17 protein-coding genes and 1 other RNA gene are annotated in these 20,828 nt (G+C 66.5%); 5 read left to right on the top strand and 13 right to left on the bottom strand.

The window, feature by feature from the left end:
* Positions 1–46 precede the first annotated feature (46 nt).
* Positions 47–1,696, bottom strand: coding sequence for a glycoside hydrolase family 43 protein (locus tag AC1KVE_RS09135; protein ID WP_481092378.1), 1,650 nt, complete (start codon positions 1,694–1,696; stop codon positions 47–49).
* 249 nt (positions 1,697–1,945) lie between these two features.
* Positions 1,946–2,022: non-coding RNA, sX9 sRNA (locus AC1KVE_RS09140), on the bottom strand.
* A gap of 108 nt (positions 2,023–2,130) precedes the next feature.
* On the opposite strand from AC1KVE_RS09140, the gene AC1KVE_RS09145 reads away from it, so the two are divergent.
* The gene (locus AC1KVE_RS09145) at positions 2,131–4,500 is read left to right on the top strand and encodes a TonB-dependent receptor (RefSeq protein WP_481092324.1); all 2,370 of its coding nucleotides are present in this window, start codon (positions 2,131–2,133) and stop codon (positions 4,498–4,500) included.
* A gap of 157 nt (positions 4,501–4,657) precedes the next feature.
* Here the strand turns inward: AC1KVE_RS09145 and trxC are convergent, their stop codons facing one another.
* The 6 genes from trxC to AC1KVE_RS09175 form a co-directional block, all read right to left on the bottom strand.
* A complete protein-coding gene (gene trxC / locus AC1KVE_RS09150; protein ID WP_481092325.1) occupies positions 4,658–5,104 on the bottom strand; it encodes a thioredoxin TrxC in 447 nt (148 codons plus the stop codon).
* A gap of 178 nt (positions 5,105–5,282) precedes the next feature.
* Positions 5,283–5,648, bottom strand: a complete 366-nt coding sequence (locus AC1KVE_RS09155; protein WP_102581794.1) for a DUF1428 domain-containing protein — start codon at positions 5,646–5,648, stop codon at positions 5,283–5,285.
* 379 nt (positions 5,649–6,027) lie between these two features.
* A complete protein-coding gene (locus AC1KVE_RS09160) occupies positions 6,028–7,158 on the bottom strand; it encodes a hybrid sensor histidine kinase/response regulator (protein ID WP_481092326.1) in 1,131 nt (376 codons plus the stop codon).
* Entirely contained in the window at positions 7,155–7,733 is a 579-nt protein-coding gene (locus AC1KVE_RS09165; RefSeq protein ID WP_166771371.1) for a chemotaxis protein CheB, read from the bottom strand. The genes AC1KVE_RS09160 and AC1KVE_RS09165 overlap by 4 nt, the downstream gene beginning before the upstream one ends.
* 5 nt (positions 7,734–7,738) lie before the next feature.
* Complete coding sequence (locus AC1KVE_RS09170; protein WP_481092327.1) at positions 7,739–8,590, bottom strand: CheR family methyltransferase; 852 nt, start codon at positions 8,588–8,590, stop codon at positions 7,739–7,741.
* The gene (locus AC1KVE_RS09175) at positions 8,563–11,727 is read right to left on the bottom strand and encodes a response regulator (RefSeq protein ID WP_481092328.1); all 3,165 of its coding nucleotides are present in this window, start codon (positions 11,725–11,727) and stop codon (positions 8,563–8,565) included. Before AC1KVE_RS09175 ends, AC1KVE_RS09170 begins: the two co-directional genes overlap by 28 nt.
* Positions 11,728–11,883: 156 nt before the next feature.
* Between AC1KVE_RS09175 and AC1KVE_RS09180 the strand changes: the two genes are divergently transcribed.
* Positions 11,884–13,047 carry an ATP-binding protein gene (locus AC1KVE_RS09180; protein WP_481092329.1) on the top strand — a complete coding sequence of 388 codons (1,164 nt, stop codon included), beginning with the start codon at positions 11,884–11,886 and terminating at the stop codon, positions 13,045–13,047.
* Positions 13,040–13,408, top strand: coding sequence for a response regulator (locus AC1KVE_RS09185; protein ID WP_024938072.1), 369 nt, complete (start codon positions 13,040–13,042; stop codon positions 13,406–13,408). Before AC1KVE_RS09180 ends, AC1KVE_RS09185 begins: the two co-directional genes overlap by 8 nt.
* Before the next feature lie 62 nt (positions 13,409–13,470).
* On the opposite strand, the gene AC1KVE_RS09190 is transcribed toward AC1KVE_RS09185, so the two are convergent.
* The 3 genes from AC1KVE_RS09190 to AC1KVE_RS09200 all read right to left on the bottom strand — a co-directional run bounded on the left by AC1KVE_RS09190 (position 13,471) and on the right by AC1KVE_RS09200 (position 15,512).
* A complete protein-coding gene (locus AC1KVE_RS09190) occupies positions 13,471–14,820 on the bottom strand; it encodes a glycoside hydrolase family 16 protein (protein WP_481092330.1) in 1,350 nt (449 codons plus the stop codon).
* Positions 14,821–14,888: 68 nt separating this feature from the next.
* Positions 14,889–15,062 carry a hypothetical protein gene (locus AC1KVE_RS09195; RefSeq protein ID WP_481092331.1) on the bottom strand — a complete coding sequence of 58 codons (174 nt, stop codon included), beginning with the start codon at positions 15,060–15,062 and terminating at the stop codon, positions 14,889–14,891.
* 174 nt (positions 15,063–15,236) lie between these two features.
* Positions 15,237–15,512, bottom strand: coding sequence for a DUF2798 domain-containing protein (locus tag AC1KVE_RS09200; RefSeq protein WP_126965693.1), 276 nt, complete (start codon positions 15,510–15,512; stop codon positions 15,237–15,239).
* Between the two features lie 135 nt (positions 15,513–15,647).
* On the opposite strand from AC1KVE_RS09200, the gene AC1KVE_RS09205 reads away from it, so the two are divergent.
* Entirely contained in the window at positions 15,648–16,613 is a 966-nt protein-coding gene (locus AC1KVE_RS09205) for a LysR family transcriptional regulator (RefSeq protein WP_126965694.1), read from the top strand.
* 186 nt (positions 16,614–16,799) lie between these two features.
* On the opposite strand, the gene AC1KVE_RS09210 is transcribed toward AC1KVE_RS09205, so the two are convergent.
* Complete coding sequence (locus AC1KVE_RS09210; RefSeq protein WP_481092332.1) at positions 16,800–18,383, bottom strand: alpha-N-arabinofuranosidase; 1,584 nt, start codon at positions 18,381–18,383, stop codon at positions 16,800–16,802.
* Positions 18,384–18,622: 239 nt separating this feature from the next.
* Between AC1KVE_RS09210 and AC1KVE_RS09215 the strand changes: the two genes are divergently transcribed.
* Positions 18,623–19,672, top strand: coding sequence for an aldose epimerase family protein (locus AC1KVE_RS09215; protein ID WP_481092333.1), 1,050 nt, complete (start codon positions 18,623–18,625; stop codon positions 19,670–19,672).
* A gap of 52 nt (positions 19,673–19,724) precedes the next feature.
* Here the strand turns inward: AC1KVE_RS09215 and AC1KVE_RS09220 are convergent, their stop codons facing one another.
* Positions 19,725–20,516, bottom strand: a complete 792-nt coding sequence (locus AC1KVE_RS09220) for a cytochrome C assembly family protein (protein WP_016901491.1) — start codon at positions 20,514–20,516, stop codon at positions 19,725–19,727.
* Between the last annotated feature and the right edge of the window lie 312 nt (positions 20,517–20,828).

The following is a 20,828-nucleotide window of genomic DNA, read 5'->3' on the forward strand; positions in this document are numbered from 1 at the left end:
TGTGCAGTGCGCCGGCAGCACCGGCGTGTCGTTGGCGTGCGTGCGCTCACTGCGCGTACGCGTACGGGCCGAACGTGGCACCCAGGAAACCGCCAGCGCTGTCGGTGCTGAGCATGCGGGCATCGCCCTGTTCCAGCAGCGTCTGCCACTGGCCGCTGCCGACTGCGTAATCCACATGCACGCGTGCGCCATCCAGGGCGAAGCGCAGCGTGACCGGTTGGGTTGCATCGGCCAGCGGCGCGCGCGCCAGCACGGTGCCGCTGCCTGGCTCCTGCGTCCCGGCGCGGCGCGACAGCACCACCGACATGCCGGCATCCTCGCGCACCAGCAGTAAGGCCAGGTAATGCGTTTCCCTGGCGACGATCGCCAGCCCCGCCTGTTCGCCCGCTGCCAGCGTGCTGCCATCGACGGTCGCCGCCAGCGTGGCGTGGTGATGCTGCAGACGGTGGCCCAGATACGCCGGCTGCCCGCGGCCGATATCGCCCAGCGCCACGCTCGAGGGCGTGATGCGCAGACCCTGCGGGCCGGTGACATACCACGGCGCCGTTGGCGGATGGATGGTCATCCATTGCATCGGCACGCGCGCGTCCTGGAAATGCTCGCTCCACTGCATCGGCCCGCTGGTGAGTGCGTCCTGCGTGCCTGCCGGCAGCGGCGGGCGCGTGGCAACCGCAGGCACAGCCGTGCCGTGCGGCAGTATCACCGGCCAGCCGTCGCGCCATTGCACCGGTAGCAGGAAGGTTTCGCGACCCAGGGTGTAGTGGTTGCCTTGATACGGGCGGGTGGCCAGGAATACTGCCCACCAGGAGCCGTCCTGCAATTCGACCAATTGCGCGTGGCCTGCGGAGGTGATCGGCGCGCTGCGGCTGGGGTCCAGATCGCGCTGGGTCAGCACCGGATTGCCGCTCCAGGGCTGGTAGGGCCCGGCGATCTGGCGGCTGCGGTAGATCATCTGTGCATGCTGCTCGCCGGTGCCGCCCTCGGCTGCGGTCAGGTAGTAATAGCCATCGCGACGGAACAGGTGCGGGCCTTCGATATGCTCGGGGTTGCTGGCCGGCTGGAAGCCCGCATCTACCAGTACCTGGCGCGTGCCGACCAGTTTCATGCTGGCCAGATCCAGCCGCTGCAGCCAGATCGCGCGGTGCCCGTCGTAACGCAGCTTGCCGGCCGGCACATCGTTGTTGACCAGCCAGGCGCTGCCGTCGTCGTCGAAGAACAGCGATGGATCGATGCCCTTGGCATCCAGCCAGATCGGGTTCGACCAGGGCCCGGCCGGGTCCTTGGCGGTGATCAGGAAATTGCCGCCATCGCAGTAGAAGCAGGTGTTGGCGATGTAGAAGGTGCCGTCGTGGTGGCTGATGCTGGCGGCGAACAGGCCGCGGGTGAGTTCGTCGTTGCCGTATTTGATCTGATCGGGGCGATCGATCGCGTTGCCGATCTGCGTCCAGTGCACCAGATCGCGGCTCTTGAACACCGGCAGGCCGGGGAAATAGCCGAAGCTGGAGTTGACCAGATAGAAGTCGTCGCCGACGCGGACCGCCGACGGGTCAGGATGGAAACCGGCCACGACCGGGTTGCGGTACTGCGCCGCGGTCGGTATCGGGCCGCCGTCATCGCCCTGGTAGTCGATCCGGCTGATCACCGCGCTGCCGGCCTGCGCCAGCTGACAACTCACTGCGGCCAGTACGCCCGCCATCCATCCAAGTCGTTTCAAGCTCTGTTCCTCTCCGCTGAGCGCGTCCGCATGGCGCCAGCATGACAGCACGCGGCCAGCGCAGGCATGCCGTTTCGAAATGCCTGGCGCGCGCCGCGGCATGGCTCTGCAACGGCGGCCATGTGCGCAACGACACGCTTGCCATAGAGCTGCAACATTGCTGACATATCGTGCGCGCGGCGCCACCTTGCGTCGTCGGCCGGCATGCCCGGTGCCGACGGACGCTGGAGTGGCCAACAACACGTGGCGAGCAGGTGTCAGGTGGGTGCGGACGGTGGGGGAGGAACCGGCGTGTACGAGTGCGACGTGCCGATTCCAAGTACCGGCCGTGCCCGCCTGATCGCCGCGCAGTCATGTTGATCGCCACGTTTGCCTCCGTGTCACCCCTCGCGTCACCTACCCAAGGATCATCTCGCATGTCGTTGTACTCGTCTGTCTCCGCGTCCCTGACGTCCGCCACCACGCACGCATCCGCACGCCGTCGCGCCGCCTTGCAGCGCACGCCGCTGGCGCGTGCCTGCGCCGGCCTGCTGCTTGCCTCGCTGGCCGCCGCTGCCTCTGCGCAGCAGGCGCCGACGCGTGAGGGTGAGGGCAGCCCGACCGCGCTGGATACGGTCACCGTCACTGCCGAACACCGCGAGCAGAACCTGCAGGAAGTGCCGGTGTCGGTGGGCGTGGTGCAGGGCGCGGCGATGCGCGAGTTCACCGCCGGTGGCGACGACACGCTGCTGGCGCTGTCCGGCCGCGTGCCGGGCTTCTATGCCGAGACCACCACCGGGCGCATCTTCCCGCGCTTCTATATCCGTGGCCTGGGCAATATCGATTTCTACCTCGGCGCTTCGCAGCCGGTGTCCATCATCCAGGACGACGTGGTGCTGGAACACGTGGTGCTCAAGTCCAACCCGGTCTACGACGTGGACCAGGTCGAAGTGCTGCGCGGCCCGCAGGGCACCTTGTTCGGCCGCAACACCACCGCCGGCATCGTCAAGTTCGACACCATCAAACCCGGCGATACCTATACCGGCCGCGTCGATGCCAGCTACGGCAGCTACAACACGGTATCTCTGGACGGTGGCTTCGGCGGCCCGATCAACGACGTGCTGTCGTTCCGCGTGTCGGCCCTGTACCAGCACCGCGACGACTGGGTGGACAATACCTTCGCCGGCAGTAGCGCCGATGGCACGCGTACCCCACGCAAGGATGCGATGGGCGGCTACAACGACCGCAATGCGCGCCTGCAGTTGCTGCTCAAGCCCAACGACGCGTTCTCGCTGCTGGGCTCGGTGCATACCCGCGACTACGACGGTACCTCCACGTTGTTCCTGCGCAATGCGGTCACGCGCGGCAGCGACAAGGTCGACGTGCCGCGCAATCGCGTGGCCTACGACGAGGCGCACGACAACCCGCAGGCGTATCAGACCGACGGCGGCTCGATCAAGGCGATCTACGATTTCGGCGGCGTGTCGCTGACCTCCATCACTGCCTACGAAACCACCTCCGGCTATAGCCGTGGCGACACCGATGGCGGCGCAGCTGCCAACTACCCGGTCAACGGCGTGCCGAACGGCTTCGGCCAGTCGATGGGGCAGATCCGCGACCTGGACCAGTACACCCAGGAACTGCGTCTGGCCAGCGAAGGCGACGACGCTCTGCAATGGCAGGTGGGCGCGTTCTACTTCGACGGGCGCGATACCACCGATTTCTATCAGCGGGCGTATTTCCTGCAGACCGCCGCGCGCAACCCCAACAACTGGGTGCGCCTGCGCAACACCAATACCTCCTGGGCCGGGTTCGGGCAGCTCAGCTACAAGGCCACCGACGCGCTCACCCTGACTGCCGGTCTGCGCCAGACCAAGGACAGCAAGGAAACCCGCCTGCTCAAGACCGCCGATACCGCCGCCGGTGCGGTGACCTATCGCGGCCGTCGCGACGTGCGCATGTCCGACACCCAGCCCAGCTGGGATCTCAGCGCGATGTATGAGATCAATCCCGAGCTGAGCGTCTATGCGCGCGTGGCACGCGGTTTCCGCGGTCCGACCATCCAGGGCCGCAGCGCGGTGTTCAATTCGGATTTCACCACCGCCGATTCGGAAACCATCCTGTCGTGGGAAGCCGGCATCAAGAGCAGCCTGTTCGACAACCGCCTGCGTCTGAACGTCAGCGGCTTCACCTATACGGTGGACGACATCCAGCTCAACGGCAACGACTCGGACGGTAACGGCGTGCTGTTCAATGCCGACAAGGCCAAGGCCTACGGCCTGGAGGCGGATCTGGACTGGCGCCCGATCTCCAACCTGTCGCTAACCGCCGGCCTGAGCCTGTTGCATAGCGAAATCCACGACGATCGCGTCTACGCGCAGGCCTGTGCGCTCAACGGCGTGGTGGTGTGCACGGTCAACGACCCGACCATCCGCGTCGGTGCCAACACCTTTGCGCAGATCGACGGCAACCCGCTGCCCAACGCGCCCAAGTACAACCTCAACCTGGCCGCGCGCTACGACATTCCGGTGGGCAACGATGGCGCCTTCTTCGTCTCCACCGACTGGAACAAGCAGGGCGAAACCAGCTTCGTGCTGTACGACTCCACCGAGTTCCGCGCCAACGGCAATTTCGAAGGCGGCCTCAAGCTCGGTTACACCGGCGGCTATGGCGCGTGGGAGGTGGCGGCGTTTGCGCGCAACATCACCAACGAGAAGAACGTCAAGGGCGTGATCGAAAACTACATGGCGGCGGTGTACAACGAGCCGCGCGTGGTGGGTGTGTCGGTCAACGTCAACTGGCAGTAAGAGCGACTGAAAAGTAGCGAGCGGCTGCACAGTGCTCTGGTCAGCCGCTCCCGGTGCTTGATCGATCGACTGCATCACTGCGCGCGTGTCGCAGTGATGCCGATCGTAGAACGTAGAACCAGACCCGCTGCGTGCATCATGCAGCGGGTTTTGTGTGTCAACGGCTGCGCAACACCGACTGCACCCAGCTGACGATCTGCGCGCTGCTCACCGCGCCTGAGTGACGGCCCAGCTCACTGCCGCCGCGGATGAGCAGCAAGGTCGGGATGCTGCGGATACCGAAGCGCGTGCCCAGCGCCGGATGCAGATCGGTATCGACCTTCGCCAGCCGGACCTGCGGTTCGAGCAGTGCCGCGGCTGCGGCAAACTGCGGCGCCATGCTCAGGCACGGCCCGCACCACGGCGCCCAGAAATCCACCACCAACGGCAGCGCGCTGCGCACCGCATGCTTATCGAAATCGGCCTCCGAGAGCGCCACCGGCGTGCCCAGGAACAAGGGCTTGTGGCAACTGCCGCAGTTGGGTGCATCGCGCAGACGCGCAGCTGCAACACGATTCATCGCAGCGCAGCTCGGGCAGGCGATCAAAAGCGGTGCGTCGGTCATGCGGTGGTCTCCGGTGGCAGGCAATACAGTCGCTGCGCCCGCGCATCGTGGGCGGCGAGCGCGGCTGCATGCGGCCAGTGTAACGGCCAACGCCGAAGACCCGGTGCCGTCGGCCACTGCCGCAACACCGGGGGGCGGCGCGCACGCGAAAGACAGACACGCGTGCGTGCTGCAGTGCTCAGCCCGATTGCCCCAGGCTCAGGATCGGAACGAAGCCGCCGTAGATCAGGCGCTTGCCATCGAACGGCATCGGGTTGACCGACGGGTCCATGCGCGGGTCGTCCATCATCTTGCGAATGCCCGCATCGCGGGTCGCCTTGTCCGGCCATTCGATCCACGAAAACACCACGGTTTCGTCCTCGCCGGCAGCGACCGCGCGGTGGAAGTCGGTCAGTTGTCCATGCTGGACGTCATCGCCCCAGCACTCCACCACGCGCAGCGCGCCGTATTCGATGATGATGGCATCGCCCATGCGGGCATGTTCCAGAAACGCGGCCTTGTTGGCCGTGGGTACCGCGAGTGCAAATCCATCCACATACGACATGACCACCTCCTCGGACATGGCGCACGGCGTGCGCCGGATGATGACGACAGATGCTGGTGCGATCGAAACAGGCTGGAACGCTGCGCCGGGACGGGGCGTGGAGTACGAGCATACGGCGCATCCGCCATGCGGGCACTGGTCGCGCCCGCATGACGATGCAAACCGCTTTCGTGCCGGCTTCCGTTGTCGGATCGCATGCGCCGCGCGCTGCGTGAGGCGTCCTGGATGAGTTCGTCAGAGGGATTATGTTGTCGCGATGGGCTGGGGTTGCGACAGGCCGCCAGCATCGGGATTGCATGGGTTTCGATCACCCCTTACGCCTTGCCGGGTGCGCCGTGGCGGCAGCTCGGCGTGCTGCCCGGCCGCCGCATGGCCGCGACTACGCGGCCAGGTTGTGTCGCCGCAGCACGGCTTCAAACACCACGTCGCCGTCTTCGTTGCGCGCCTGCAGCGTGCCGCCGTGCGCCTTGACGAACTGGTCGGCGATGAACAGGCCCAGCCCCAGGCCCTGGCTGGCATGGAAGCTGGCCTTGAACGGCTCGAACAGGCGCGGCATCAGGCTGTCCGGGATGCGCCCGACATTGCGCACCGACAGCCGCAGCGTGTCGCGTTCGCGTCCGTCCAGATGCACCCGCACCGGCTGGCTGCCGCCATGCAGCACCGCATTGCCGACCAGGTTGGACACGACCTGGGCCAGGCGATCGCCATCGCCATCGCCGTCCAGATCGCCTTCGGTACGCAGGTCGATCGGCGTGTGCGGGTTGGCCTGTGCCACTTCGCCCACCACGCTGTGGGTGACTTCGCCCAGATTGCAGGGGCCGAACTGCATCGACAGCCCGTCGCTGCGCAGGCGCGAGAAATCCAGCAACTGCTCGACCATCCGTGCCATCCGCCGCGCGCTGTTTTCCAGGTGATCGAGCGTGCGTGCGGCCGAGCCATCGGCCTTCACATCCAGGCCGAGCTTGTCGGCGCACAGCAGGATCACCGACAGCGGCGTACGCAGGTCGTGGGTGAGCACGGCCATCATGGTTTCGTTGAGCGTAAGCGCGCGTTCCAGCGAGGCGTTGCGTGCCTTGAGCAGGCGCCGCTGCTGGTACAACTCGATGAACACATTGACCTTGCTCAGGATCACGTGCGGCTCGATCGGCTTGTGCAGGAAATCCACCGCGCCGGTTTCGTAGCCCTGGAAGGCGCGCATCGGATCGTTCGGCGATGCGGTCAGGAAAATGATCGGCACATGCCGGCTGCGCTGCGAGCCGCGCATCAGTTCGGCCAGCGAAAAACCGTCCATTTCCGGCATGTGCACATCCAGCAGCGCCAGCGCCACATCGTGTTCGAGCAGCAGCTCCAGCGCCTGCGCGCCGGACGCGGCACACAGCACCTGGAGGCCGTCGCGCTGCAGCAGCGCTTCCATCGCCACCAGGTTCTGCGGCACGTCGTCGACGATCAGCAGCTTGGCGGGCTCGTCGCCATTGCTGTGCGCAGCCAGGCCGGTCGCGGTGAGATTCATGGGTGAAAGGCTTCCAGTCGGCTGCAGATCGCCTGCAGGGTGAGCACCGCATCGGCGCCAGCATAGGCGAGAGCGGAGGCGGGCATCAGCGGTGAGGCGGCATCGTCGGGGCGCTGGATCCAGGCGGTGCCACCGACTGCGCGCACCGCCGCCACGCCGGCGCTGCCGTCGCTGCTGGCGCCGGTGAGCAGGATCGCCAGCAGGCGCTGCCCGAAGACGTCGGCCGCCGATTCGAACAGCGGGTCGATCGCCGGGCGCGAGAACAGCACCGGTGCATCCATCGACAACGCCAGGCTGTCGCGCGTTTCCACCAGTAGATGGTAGTCGGGCGGGGCGATGGTCACGCTGCCGGCAAGCAGCGGCCGCTTGTCTTCGGCCTCGCGCACCGGCAAGGCGCAGCGTGCATCCATCAGCTCGGCAAGATGGCTGGTGCGGTCGCGCGGCAGGTGCAACACCACCAGCACCGGCATCGGCAGGTCCGCAGGCAGGCTGGACAACAGCGCCTGCAAGGCCATGACGCCGCCGGCCGAGGCACCGATCACCATCGCGTCGAACTGCGCTGCCCCTGCGTACATTGCGTTCATGCCGCCGCCTTGCGGAACAGGCGCTGCTCGCGTGCCACGGTTTCGAACGCCTGCGCATGCGCACCGAACTGCAGCGACTCCTTGCTGCCCAGGCCCAGGAACCCACGGTGTACCAATGCATCGTGGAACAGGCCCACGGCACGGTCCTGCAGGCTGCGGTTGAAATAGATCAGCACGTTGCGGCACGACACCAGGTGTACTTCGGAGAACACCGTATCGGTGGCCAGGCTGTGGTCGGCGAAGACGATATTGCGCTTCAACCGGCGATCGAACACCGCGCCATCGTAGGCGGTGGTGTAGTAGTCCGAGAGCGAGCCGCGGCCGCCGGCATCCAGGTAATTGCGGCTGAACTGCGCGATGCGGTCGATGCCGAAGGCGCCGGCCTCGGCCATGCCCAGGGCTTCGGGATTGATGTCGGTGGCGTAGATCACCGCCTTTTCCAGCAGGCCTTCTTCGTGCAACAGGATCGCCAGCGACCAGACTTCCTCGCCGGTGCTGCAGCCGGCCACCCACAGCTTGATCGATGGATAGGTGCGCAAGACCGGCACCGCATGCTCGCGCAGTACGCGGAAGTAGGCCGGGTCGCGGAACATCTCCGACACCTGCACGGTGAAGAACTGCATCGCCTGCGCAAAGGTGTCCGGTTCGTGCAGCAGGCGGTGCTGCAGATCGGCCACGCGGGCGCACTCCAGGCGTGCCATCGCGTGGCGCATGCGCCGGCGCAGCGACGACACCGCGTAATCACGGAAGTCGTAGTGGTAGCGCTGGTAGACCGCTTCCAGCAGCACCCGCAGCTCCAGGTCGAACAGCTCCACCGCGTTCATTGTCGCGAGCACCACACCCGGCACAGCGACACCAGCTTGTCCACGTCGATGGGCTTGGCGATGTAGTCGTTGGCACCGGCCTCCAGACAGCGTTCGCGATCGTCGGCCATGGCCTTGGCGGTCAGCGCGATGATCGGCAGATCCTGCCACTGGCGATTGGCGCGGATCTGGCGCATCGCGGTCAGGCCGTCCATCTCCGGCATCATGATGTCCATCAGCACCAGGTCCACTTCGTGCTTGGCCAGATGTTCCAGCGCCTCGCGGCCGTTGCGGGCGATCTGCAGCGTCACGCCCAGCGGCTCGAGCACGCTGGAGAGCGCAAAGATGTTGCGCACGTCGTCCTCGGCCAGCAGCACGGTGGCGCCGTCCAGCACCGCGTCGCGGCGGCGCGCTTCGCGCAGCAGGCGTTGCTGGTCGCTGGGCAGCGAGGCTTCCACGCTGTGCAGGAACAGCGTCACCTCATCGAGCAGGCGTTCGGGCGAGCGCACGCCCTTGATGATGATGCTCTTGGAATAGCGGCGCAGGCGTTGTTCCTCGTCGCGGGTGAGCGCGCGCCCGGTGTAGACGATGACCGGCGGAAACGCGACTGCATCGTTGCCGGCCATGCGCTCGAGCAGGTCGTAGCCACTGCCGTCGGGCAGCGCCAGATCGGTGACCATGCAGTCGAAGGTCGAGCCGGCCAGCTGCTGCATCGCCTCGGCGATGCTGCCCACCGCGATGATCTCCAGTTGATCGCGCGCCAGCAGCAATTGCAGATTGGCGCGCAGCGCGCTGTCGTCCTCGACGATCAGCAAGCGGCGCACCGCGCGTGCATTGGTGTCTTCCAGTTGACGGATCGCGCCCGCCAGCAGCTCGCGCGTGGCCGGCTTGATCAGATAGCCCACCGCGCCCAGTTCCAGCGCAATCTGGCTGCGCTCCAGCGCAGACACCACATGCACCGGAATATGGCGCGTGGCCGGATCGCGCTTGAGGCGTTCGAGCACGCTCAGGCCGGACGCATCCGGCAGGCCGATGTCGAGCAGGATGCCGCTGGGACGCAGTTCGGCGGCCAGGCGCAGCGCTTCTTCGGCGCTGGGCGCCACCACGCAATCGAAGTCCAGCTCGTGCGCCAGGTCGACCAGCGCCTGTGCAAAGCGTGCTTCGTCTTCCACCGCCAGGATCAGCCGGCCGGGGCGGGTACGTTGGTCGCGATCATCGTCGGCGCGCTGCAGCGGCGGGGCGGCGGCTGCCGGAATCGGCAGCGGCATCCCCGTGGACGCACCCGTTGCGCGCCCATCGAGGCGCGAGGCCATGGCCGTGCCACTGGCGGATTGCGACAACGGCGTGGCGCCGATCGCCAGCGCACCCGCGTTGGCCTGTGCTGCGGTGACCGGCTCGGCCGGCGCGCCGTCGATCGGCAATTCCAGCGTGAAACAGCTGCCGCGTCCGGGCTGGCTGTCCACGCGGATGCTGCCGCCCATGCGCTGGGCCAGGTCGCGCGAGATCGACAGCCCCAAACCGGTGCCGCCATAGCGACGACGCGTGCTGCCATCGGCCTGGCGGAACGCTTCGAAGATGATCTCGGTCTGTTCGTGCGCGATGCCGATGCCGGTGTCGTTGACCTTGAACAGCACCCGGCCGGGCGTGTGCGCCTGGATCGACAGGCTGACGCTGCCGTGCTCGGTGAACTTGATCGCGTTGGCCAGCAGGTTCTTGAGGATCTGCTGCAGGCGCTGGCTGTCGACGACCAGTTGCGTCGGTGCGTCGGATTCGGCAGCCAGCTGCAACGCCAGGCCCTTCTGGCGCGCCAGCGGCTCGAAGGTTTCGCGCAGGCGCTGCAGCACCGAACTGGTGGCGACGGTTTCGTCGGCCAGTTCCACATGCCCGGCCTCGATCTTGGACAGGTCGAGAATGTCGTTGATCAACGCCAGCAGATCGTTGTTGGACGACAGGATCGCCTGCGCGTATTTCACCTGCTCGGGGCTGAGCGTGCCGTCCTTGTTGTCCGACAGCAGCTTGGCCAGGATCAACGCGCTGTTGAGCGGCGTGCGCAGCTCGTGCGACATGTTGGCCAGGAACTCGGATTTGTAGCGCGAGGCGGTGGACAGCTCGTTGCTGTTGCGCACCAGCTGGTTCTGCGCGATCAGCAAGGCCTGCTTCTGCGCTTCCAGCGCCTGGGTGCGTTCTTCCAGCTGCACGTTGGTCTGTTCCAGCTCGGCTTGCTGCAGTTCCAGATCGCTCTGCGACTGCTGCAGGCTGCGGCTTTGTTCCTCCAGCTCCTCGTTGGCCACGCGCAGCTCTTCCTGCTGGGTCTGCAGCTCTTCGCTTTGGCGCTGGGTTTCTTCCAACAGGGCCACCAGCTGCGCGCGTAGCAATGCCGTGCGCAAGGCCAGGCCGATGTTCTCGCCGCAGCGCGTGAGGAGTTCTTCCTCGCGCGTGCGGGCCGTGCCCGGCGCAGCGGCACGGCCCAGCTCGAGGATGCCGATCACCCGCCCATCGGCGATGACCGGTGCCAGCAGCAGTTCCTGGCAGGCGCTGCGGCCCAGGCCCGAGGCGATCTGCAGATGTCCGGCTTCCACACCGCGCACCCGGCGCACCGTGCCGCTGCGCAAGGCCTCGCCGAGTTGGCCGGCATCGGTCGGCAGTGTCCTGGACACATCGGCCGGCAGCGCGGCGCCGCCGGTCAGACGCAGGCGGTCACCCTCGATGCGATACAACGCGCCGACCTGCGCATCCAGCGTGTCGCACAGCGCGCGCACGGCGGCATTGGCCAGATCGTCGGGGCTGTGATCACCGCGCAAACTCGCTTCGACGGTGTTTTCGGCCTGCTGCAGCCACAGCGCCAGTTCGGCCTGGCGGCGCGCGCGGATGGCCTGCATCACCACCAGCGCCATCGCCAGGAACGACACCCCGCCGATGCTGCGGTTGATCGAGGAAAAACTCGAGCTGGTACTGGACGGCGCCAGCTGAAAACCGACGGCCAGCAACACGCACGAGAGCGCGGCGACCACCAGGGGCACCTGCACGCGATTCTGGAAGACCGTCACGCCCACCGCGACGAAATAGGTCAGCCACACCGCATAGCCGAGCGGCGTGACCAATTCCACGCCGAGCGTTCCGGCCATCAGGGCCCCCGCGATCACCCACACCCAGCGGTCGCGTGTGGTCGAGATGTTCTGCATAAAGGCGCGGACCGGACGAGGAGGGCGGTCATGGTAGCCGATAACTTTCACGCGCAAATCGCCGGGATTTTGACGTTCTGCAGCCGGGTCGGCTTGCACGCAGCCTTCACGCACTCGTCACTATGGTCGCGCGCTTTTCCGGGGGAAAGTTGCGTGATGGATGCGGAAACGGCCGTCGACAGTGCGGGGCCGCTTTCTCACGACAGCCGGCAGTGCCAGCTGTTGGTGCAGAGCGTGTCCGATTACGCGATCTACATGCTCGATACGGGCGGCCACGTGTGTAGCTGGAATCCCGGCGGCGAGCGCATCAAGGGTTACACCACCGCCGAGATCATTGGCTCGCATTTTTCGCGCTTCTATCTGCCGGAGGATGCGCAGGGCGGCGAACCTGCCCGCAATCTGGACACCGCCAGACGCGAGGGGCGTTTTGCGACCGAAGGCTGGCGGGTGCGCAAGGACGGCAGCCGCTTCTGGGCAAGCGTGGCGATCGAGCCGGTGCTGGAATTCGGTGTGCTGGTGGGGTTTGCCAAGGTCACCTGCGACATCGACCAGCGGCACCAGGCGCAGCAGCTGTTGCAGCATGCGCAGCATGCCCTGCTGCAGTCGCAGAAGGTGGACGCGCTGGGTCGCCTGACGCTCGGCATGGCGCACGATTTCAATAACCTGCTGACCGTGATGGTGACCAGCCTGGACCTGATCGCGCTGCGTGCCGGCGACGACGCGCGTACGCGCATGCTGGTGGACGCGGCGCAGACGGCAGTCGATCGGGGCACCTTGCTGACACGCCAGCTGCTTGCCTTTGCGCGCGGGCAGCGGCTGATTCCCGAACGCCACGGCGCCAACGCGGTGGTGACGCACTCGCTGGAGCTGCTGCGGCGTGCCTGTCCGGCCGGGATCGTGCTGTCGCTGGCGTTCGCCGAACAGTTGCCCGATATCCGCGTGGACCCTGGCCAACTGGAGGCGGCCTTGCTCAATCTGGTGTTCAACAGCTGCGATGCCATGCCGGGCGGCGGCACCATCGTGCTGGAAACGGCGCTGCAGCAGCGTGCTGCGCCATCCGATCCGCATGGCCGGCCGCGCGCTTACGTCAGCATTGCCGTACGCGATGATGGCCCCGGCATGTCGGCACACGTGGCGCAATGCGCCAGCGAGCCGTTTTTCACCACCAAGGACGTGGGCAAGGGTTCGGGCCTGGGATTGAGCCAGGTACACGGCTTTGCGTCCCAATCCGGTGGCTTTGTCGAGCTGGACACTGCGCCTGGCCGCGGCACCACCGTTACCCTGTTTCTCCCGGCCATCGAGGAGGCTGAGCATGACTGAATCCCTGCGTCTGTTGATGGTGGAAGATCAGCAGGAATTGCGCGAACTGATCGGCGAGGCGCTGCGCGACGCAGGCATCACCGTCGAAACCGCCGACGACGGCCATAGCGCCTTGCGCATGCTGCGCGAGAACGGCCCCTACGATGTGGTCTTCAGCGACATCCGCATGCCCAACGGCATGTCGGGCATCGAACTGAGCGAACACGTGGCGCAGCTGCTGCCGCAGGCGCGGGTGATCCTGGCCTCGGGGTTTGCAAAGGCGCAATTGCCGCCGCTGCCGGCGCAGGTGGATTTCCTGCCTAAACCGTATCGCCTGCGTCAGCTGATCGATGTGTTGAAAGGCGTGGCAACCAACGCCTGAGCGTTGGCTGCGGCTGTCCTGCGCTGCAGGGGCCGTGACCGAGCGTCCTGCGCCTGCGCTGCTCAACGGCTCTGGTAATACACCTTGTCGATGGCGATCTCCACTGGCGCAGCCGGCGGATCGGCCACCAGCATGAACATCTGTTTGACCGCCTGCAGATCCAGGTCGTAGAACGCACTGAAGGGAATGCTCACCTCATGCCAGGCGCCATCGCGCACCAGGCCGTACTGATTGCCGCCCGCGACAAAATCCACCCAGCTGTCGCCAAAGCTGGTGTTGATGCCGATCTTGAAGGTCGATGGCGTGGTGGTTTTCAGGTGCAGCTTCAGCGCGCCGCCGGCATAGGCGGCCATGTTGCGATAGTCGGTCTGGATGCCCAGGCCATACCAGGCACCGGCATTGGCGCGGTAGGCCATCACGTTGCTGCCTTCGAACGGCGCCTGCGCAATCGGGGTGAGGTTGTTCCACAGATACAGCTCGGCATCCTGGCCGAAGTTGAGTCGCCCGCTGGTATCGGCCTGCTCGGTGAACACGCCGAAGCGCCCTGCGGGCGCCGCGTGTTGCGCGCCCACGTACAGCTGCGAACCGGGGTTTTGATACAGGCGGATGTAATCGATCTCCATCCTGCCCGGCAACGGCGCGGTCACCGCCGCAGGCGAGGTGATGCCGGTATAGGCGCCGCCGACGGCGAGATTGAGCAGCAGATACTGCTGCTGATGGAATTCGTGCAGCGAGGCGCCTTCGATATTGGAGATCGCAAACTCGAAGTATTGCTGGCCATCGATCGACACGCGGATGAACTGCGGGTCCCAGGTCATGCGGTACACATGGAAGTCGGCATGCAGATCCACCGGGCTGGTGTAGCTGGTGTCGTAGTCGGCCTGCTGGCCGTTATAGTCCCAGTGCACCGCGGCGCCGATACGGCGATTGGCGGTGCCATTGGCGATCGCCGCGGCCATGCCGGCTTCCAGCAGGTCGATCTCGCCGCGACCTGGCCACACGCCGATGGTGCCCAGCATCCAGTACGCCGGCCATAGCCCGTTGCCCACCACCGGCGTCTTGATGCGCGCCTCCAGCGTGCCGTATTTGAAGTGCATGCGGCCTTCGGTCTTGAGACGCGCCGAGGTAAACGACATGCCCTGGAACGCTTCGCGTCGCGCTTCGATCACCAGCCGGCCGTTATCGATACGCGCGTTTTCGGCGCGGCTGGTGTAGTACTGCATCTCCCCGTTGCCCCAGCCGCACAGGCCGATCTGACAGCCGTTGCCGACGTCGTAGGTCCACTTGTTGCCGTCGATGCCGGGGCCGTTGAAATTGTCCTCCCACACCAGGGTTTGCGCGTGTGCGCCTGGTGGCATCGCCACTGCGCATAGCAAGGCGAACTGCACAGCGACACTGCGTAGCGTGTTCATTGCGTGCGTCTCCAAAAAGTGGACCGACGTCCAGGGAGAAGTGACGCTGCGCAGCGGCTACTTCAGTGTCAAAGCAATTGTGTGGCGCGTTTCAGTTCCGTGGTGTTCATTCCGGAATCATCCAGCATTGGCATGACGGCGGTCGCAGACTGCATGCGCCGGATGTTGCGTGGCAGCAGCTGGCTGCGGATGTTTCGTTGCGGGCGCGACGGCATCTGCGGCGTCCAGGTCACTGCGTTCAAGCCGGCAGATGCTCCGAGCGCCAACGCATGTGCGTGTTGGCGGGCTCTGGTGGCTGCCGCGCAGGGAATGCCACCTTGGCCGGCAAGCCAGGTGCTGTGGCACATCGATGGCCTTGCGGATGCATCGACACGATTGCCTGCGGCAGCGTTTCGCGCATGCCGCATACGCCAGACTCAATGCCCGGCATGCACCGTCCAGGCCACCAGCCGTATCACCAACGGTCGCACCACCAGCACGCAGCAGAACGCGGTGGGCATCGCAATGCGGTAGGCATCCAGTACGCGCCACAGGTAGCCGGGGGCAAGGCCGGTATTGGCGCCGGTGATCACCAGGCACATCAGCAAGGCCATGATCGTGGCCATATAGAACGCGAACACGAACGGGGTGGTGCGCACGCCGAGTTTCCAGCGCGGGCGCAGCAATGGGGAGGAGGGGGGAGATGACGACATGCAGTGGCCTCGGTTGCCGCGGATCGGCGTGATGGGCAGCACTGTAGAGACGCCACCGCGGGCGGGGTAGATCGCGTAGCCTTGCGGCTTACGTAAGAAAAACTTACGAATCGTTTGGTAATACTCGCCTGACCAATGAACATTCTTCAGTCCATCCGTAGCTTTGTCAGTACTGTCGATGCCGGCAGCATTGCCGGAGGCGCCAAGCTGCTGGGGATCAGCGCGGCTGCGGTCAGCCAGAACATCGCGCGGCTGGAGCAGCACCTGGGCGTGCGTCTGCTGCACCGGACCACGCGCAGCCTGGCGCTGACCGAGCGCGGCACGCTGTACTTCGAGCAGGTGCGGCAGCTGGAGCGCGACCTGGAGCGCGCGCGCCAGTCAGTGGCCGGGCCGCAGCAGGCGCCGGCGGGGCGCTTGCGGGTGGCCAGCACCGCGGCCTTCGCGCGGCACGTGCTCGCCCCGATGCTGCCGGCCCTGCGTCAGCAGTACCCGCAGCTGGAGATCGAGCTGCTGTGCACCGACCGGGCGGTGCAGCACGCGCAGGAAAGCGTGGATGTCAGCCTGCGCATCGAAGCGCAGCTGGAAGACGGCCTGGTCGCACGCTGCATCGCCCAGGTGCCGCTGGTGGTGTGCGCAGCGCCCGAGTATCTGGCGCGCTGCGGGACGCCGCAGGGCACGGACGACTTGAAGTATCACGATTGCCTGCTGCTGCGTTACCCGGTCGACGGGCGCTGCCTGCCGTGGAATTTCGTGCGCAATGGCGTGCGCTTCCAGCCGGAACTGGGCAAGGCGATGGTCAGCGACGATATCGATGCGCTCGCCACCATGGCCGCGGCCGGCGGCGGCATCGCGCGCCTGGCCGCCTATGTCGTGCAGCCTTACCTGCAGCGCGGCGAGCTGCAGCCGCTGTTTGTCTCCGATCTCGGCAGCACAGCCCAGGCATTACCGGAGCCGCTGCGGATCTACCTCTGCGTCGCCGACCGCCGCGACTTCACCCCGAAGGTGCGCGCCTTCATGGAGCACGTGCTCGAACGCCTGCCGGTGCAATGGCGTACTGCCGAGCCCGCGCCGGCGCCGGCTCACGCAGCGACCGGGGTGTAGCCAGCATCTGACATCTGGAGCGCGCCTGGTTCGTGCTCTGTTCGACAGGGTGCACGCGGGCGTGACGTGCTGATGCGTGATGGACGCCGGGTTGCTTGAGAGCGAACGACGCTGAAGACGCAGTTTGCGCAGTTGTCGTTCTCGACCAACGACTAAGGCGGCAGTTGATGCTGCCGCCGCCATCGCTCACTCCAGCTTGAGCATCACCACCGAGCGCGCCGGCAGCGCGACAGTCACTGCGTTGCCTTGCACGCGTGCCCCCTCGAACGCTTTGGGTTCCACCGTGCGCGGCTGCGTAAAGGTATTGTGCGCAGTGATCGCCGGCCCGGTCAGAATCTGCCCGGTCACCCCGCGCGCCGTCAGGCCATCCACCTGCACACTGACGTTCGCGGCCGACGTCGCATCCAGATTGGTCAGGGCGATATAGACGTGTCCATCCCTGGCCTTGACCGCCGAGCCGTGCACTGCGGGTACGTGGACATCGCCATGGCGATACTCGGGTGTACTTAGTTGCAACGGCAGCTGGGTGGCGTCCTGGTAGGGCTTGTACAGCGCGAACACGTGGTAGGTAGGTGTCAGCACCATCTTGTCGCCGTCGGTGAGGATCATCGCCTGCAGCACGTTGACCATCTGCGCGATATTGGCCATGCGCACGCGTTCGGCATGCGCGCTGAAGATGTCGATGTTCAACGACGCCACCAGTGCATCGCGCAGCGTGTTCTGCTGATGCAGAAAGCCCGGGTTCGCATCCGGTAGCCCGGCGTACCAGGTGCCCCATTCGTCCACCACCAGTGCGACCTTCCTGCCCGGGTCGTAGCGGTCCATGATCGCGCTGTGTTTGCGGATCAGCTCGTCCATCACCAGCGTGCGCGACAGCGTGTCGATCCAGGCGGCTTCGTCGAAGTCGGTGGAGGAGGCGCGCGGTGGCCAGCCACCTGGCACGGTGTAGTAGTGCAGGCTCAGGCCGTCCATCAGCGTACCGGCCTCGCGCATCATCACTTCGGTCCAGTGGTAATCGTCGTTGTTGGGGCCGGGCGCGATCTTGAGGATCTTCTGATTGGCCGGGGCCTTGACGAAGGTCTGGTAGCGCCGATAGACGTCGGCCGCGTACTCCACGCGCATGTTGCCGCCGCAGCCCCACAGCTCGTTGCCGACGCCGAAGTAGGGCACCTGCCACGGTGCGTCGCGGCCATTGGCGCGGCGCTCGTTGGCCAGGCTCGAGCGGGTCGGCGCCGTCATGTATTCCGCCCACTGCGCGATCTCGTCCGGCGCCGCATTGCCCACGTTGCCGGCGATATAGGCCTGGGTGCCGAGCAGTTCGGTGAACTCCATGAACTCGTGCGTGCCGAAGCGGTTGGACTCTTCCACGCCGCCCCAGTGCGTGTTGACGCTGACCGGGCGCTTGGCCGGCGCACCGACGCCATCGCGCCAATGGTATTCGTCGGCAAAACAGCCGCCGGGCCAGCGGATGTTGGGCACTGCAATCGCCTTCAACGCTGCCAGCACATCGTTGCGATAGCCGCGCGTATTGGCAATCGCCGAGTCCTCGCCGACCCACACCCCGCCGTAGATGCCGGTGCCCAGATGCTCGGCGAACTGGCCGAACAGCTGCCGCGACACCTGCGCACCGGGCTGGTCCACGCGCAGCGTGCCGGTCACCTTGACCTCGGCCGCAGGGGCGGCGAGCGCGCTGGCGAGCAAGGCCGCGCCAACGACAGCCTGCAACAGCCGTCCCGGTGAGATTCGCAAAGCGGGGGAAATCCACTGCATCGGCTTGGCGCTCCTGTGCTGATCGATCGAGGTGGTCACACGCCGCTGCGGGGCGGGCGCGTCGCTAGCCTAGTGCCTGCAATGGCAGGTTGTCGCTGCATCGCGATCAATCAGCCAGGGCTGGCGCAGGTCTCGCCGACACGATCATCGCATCGCACGCCAGGATGTGCGCCGGGGCATGGTCGGCGACCGCGCTCCCCCGCTATGCTCGCCAGCTTCCAGTATCGGCAGGACGATCCATGCAGCGAGTGTTCGGGCAGTTGCCAGACGGTGTCGAAGTCCACGCGCTCACGCTGCGCAGCACTGCCGGGCTGGAGGCGGAGGTGCTCACCTACGGCGGCATCCTGCATGCGCTGCGGCTGACCACCGAGCATGGGGTGGTGCCGCTGCTGCTGGCATTGCCGGATCTGCCGGCCTACGCCGCCGATGGCGACAGCCTCAACATCCTGGTCGGCCGCTTCGGCAACCGCATCGCCGGCGCGCGCTACACGCTGGATGGGGTCACCCACACGCTGGCCGCCAATGAGGGGCGCAACCAGTTGCACGGCGGCCTGCGCGGCTTCGGGCGGCGCGTGTGGAGCGTGCTAGAGCATGCACCTGACCAGGTGCTGCTCGGTTACGACTCGCCCGATGGCGAAGAAGGCTATCCCGGCAATCTGCAGGTGCGTGCGCGGCTGCAATTGCGCGGACGCAGCCTGCAGCTGGACTTCGAGGCGCACTGCGATGCCGCCACCGCGTTGAACCTCACCCATCACCCGTACTTCAACCTATCCGGCGACCCGCATCGGCGCGCCGCGCTGCAGGTGCTGCGGGTGCCGGCCGATCGCTATCTGCCGGTGGATGCCGAATCGATTCCGACCGGCGAAATCGCCTCGGTCGCCGGCACGCCGTTCGATTTCCGCCATGCTGCGGCGTTGGCCGACAAAAGCGATCCGTCGCATCCGCAGGTGGTGCTCGGCAAGGGCTACGACCAATGCCTGGTGCTGGCCGCCGGAGCCGATTGCGTTGCCGAGTTGTACTCGCCGCACAGTGGCGTGGCGCTGCGCATCAGCAGCGACGCACCGGCGGTGCAACTCTACGAAGGCCAGCATCTGGACGACCACCATCCCGGACTCGGCCGCGGCGTCTGCCTGGAGCCGCAGGACTACCCGGACGCGCCCAACCACCCCAATTTCCCGTCGACGATCCTGCGGCCCGGGCAGGTCTACCGCCGCCGCATCGCCTATCACTTCGCCAGCCCGGGGCCGGATCAGCCGTGGGCGGCGGTGAGCGCTGCGCTGGACGCCTGAGCGCGGGCGGTGTGGCGACGGCGGGGCCTGGACGGGCCTGCAGCCAACGCGATCAGCGCGGCCCCAGCACCAGTTCGATCACGAACTTGCTGCCGAAGAACGACAACACCAGCAGCGCCATCGCGGTCAGCGTCCAGTGCACCGCTTTGGTGCCGCGCCAGCCATTGCGCCAGCGCCCGATCAGCAGCGCACCGAACACGATCCACGACAGGATGCTGAGTACGGTCTTGTGCAGCAGCCGCTGCGCCAGGAAGTCCTGCACGAACAGCAGGCCGGTCAGCAGGGTCAGGCTCAACAGCACGAAGCCGACGGTGATCGTGCGGAACAGCAGCGTCTCCAGCTCGGTCAACGGCGGCAGCGCGCGCAGCCAGGTATGGAAGTCGCGCCGGCGCAGGGCGCGCTCCTGCAGCCACAGCATGATCGCCAGCAACGCGGCGATGCCCAAGGTGGCGTAGGCCAGCAGCGCCATCCACGCGTGCAGTTCCAGCCGCCAGCCCAGGTCCGAGCTCGGTTCGTGGCCGTAAGCGTGATAGCAGGCCAGCAGGATTGCCGACAGCGGGAACACCACCACGCCCACCGCCGCCATGCGCCCGCGCGCGCCGAACACCGCCGTCAGCGCGGCCATGCCCAGGCCGCACAGCGATAGCGCTGCGAAGAAATGCATGTCCGGCCCGCCGGCGGTGCGCAGCGCCACCAGCACGTGGTACCCGGCGTGCAGCGCCACGGCTGCCAGTGCCGGGATCAGCCAGCGTGCAGGCGCCTGGTTGCCATCGCGCAGCACCGAGCGGGTGAGCAGTGCCGTGGCCAGCAGATACAAGGCGAACGCGATGAGAACGATTGTCATCGTGGAAGTTTCGCATATTGGGGGCTGGGATTCGGGATTCGGGATTCGGGATTCGGGAATCGGGAATCGGGAATCGGGAATCGGGAATCGGGAATCGGGAGAGCAGTTGCGAGCTGCGGGGCTGGAGGTGGGCTGGCGTGCTGGGGGCGGAGCGCGAGCGGGCAAGGCTACCTGCTGGCATCGCAGTTGCCGTTCCCGTCCTGGCGCTGCTGCGCTGGTTGGCCGTGCGCATTGCTGCGCGTTGGTGAGGCTGCTTGCGGGTCGGCTTCGCCGGTCGGGCTGTGGGCGGCCGCCGGGGCGGCCGGCTGGCCG

This window comes from Xanthomonas sp. NCPPB 2864, assembly GCF_056675615.1.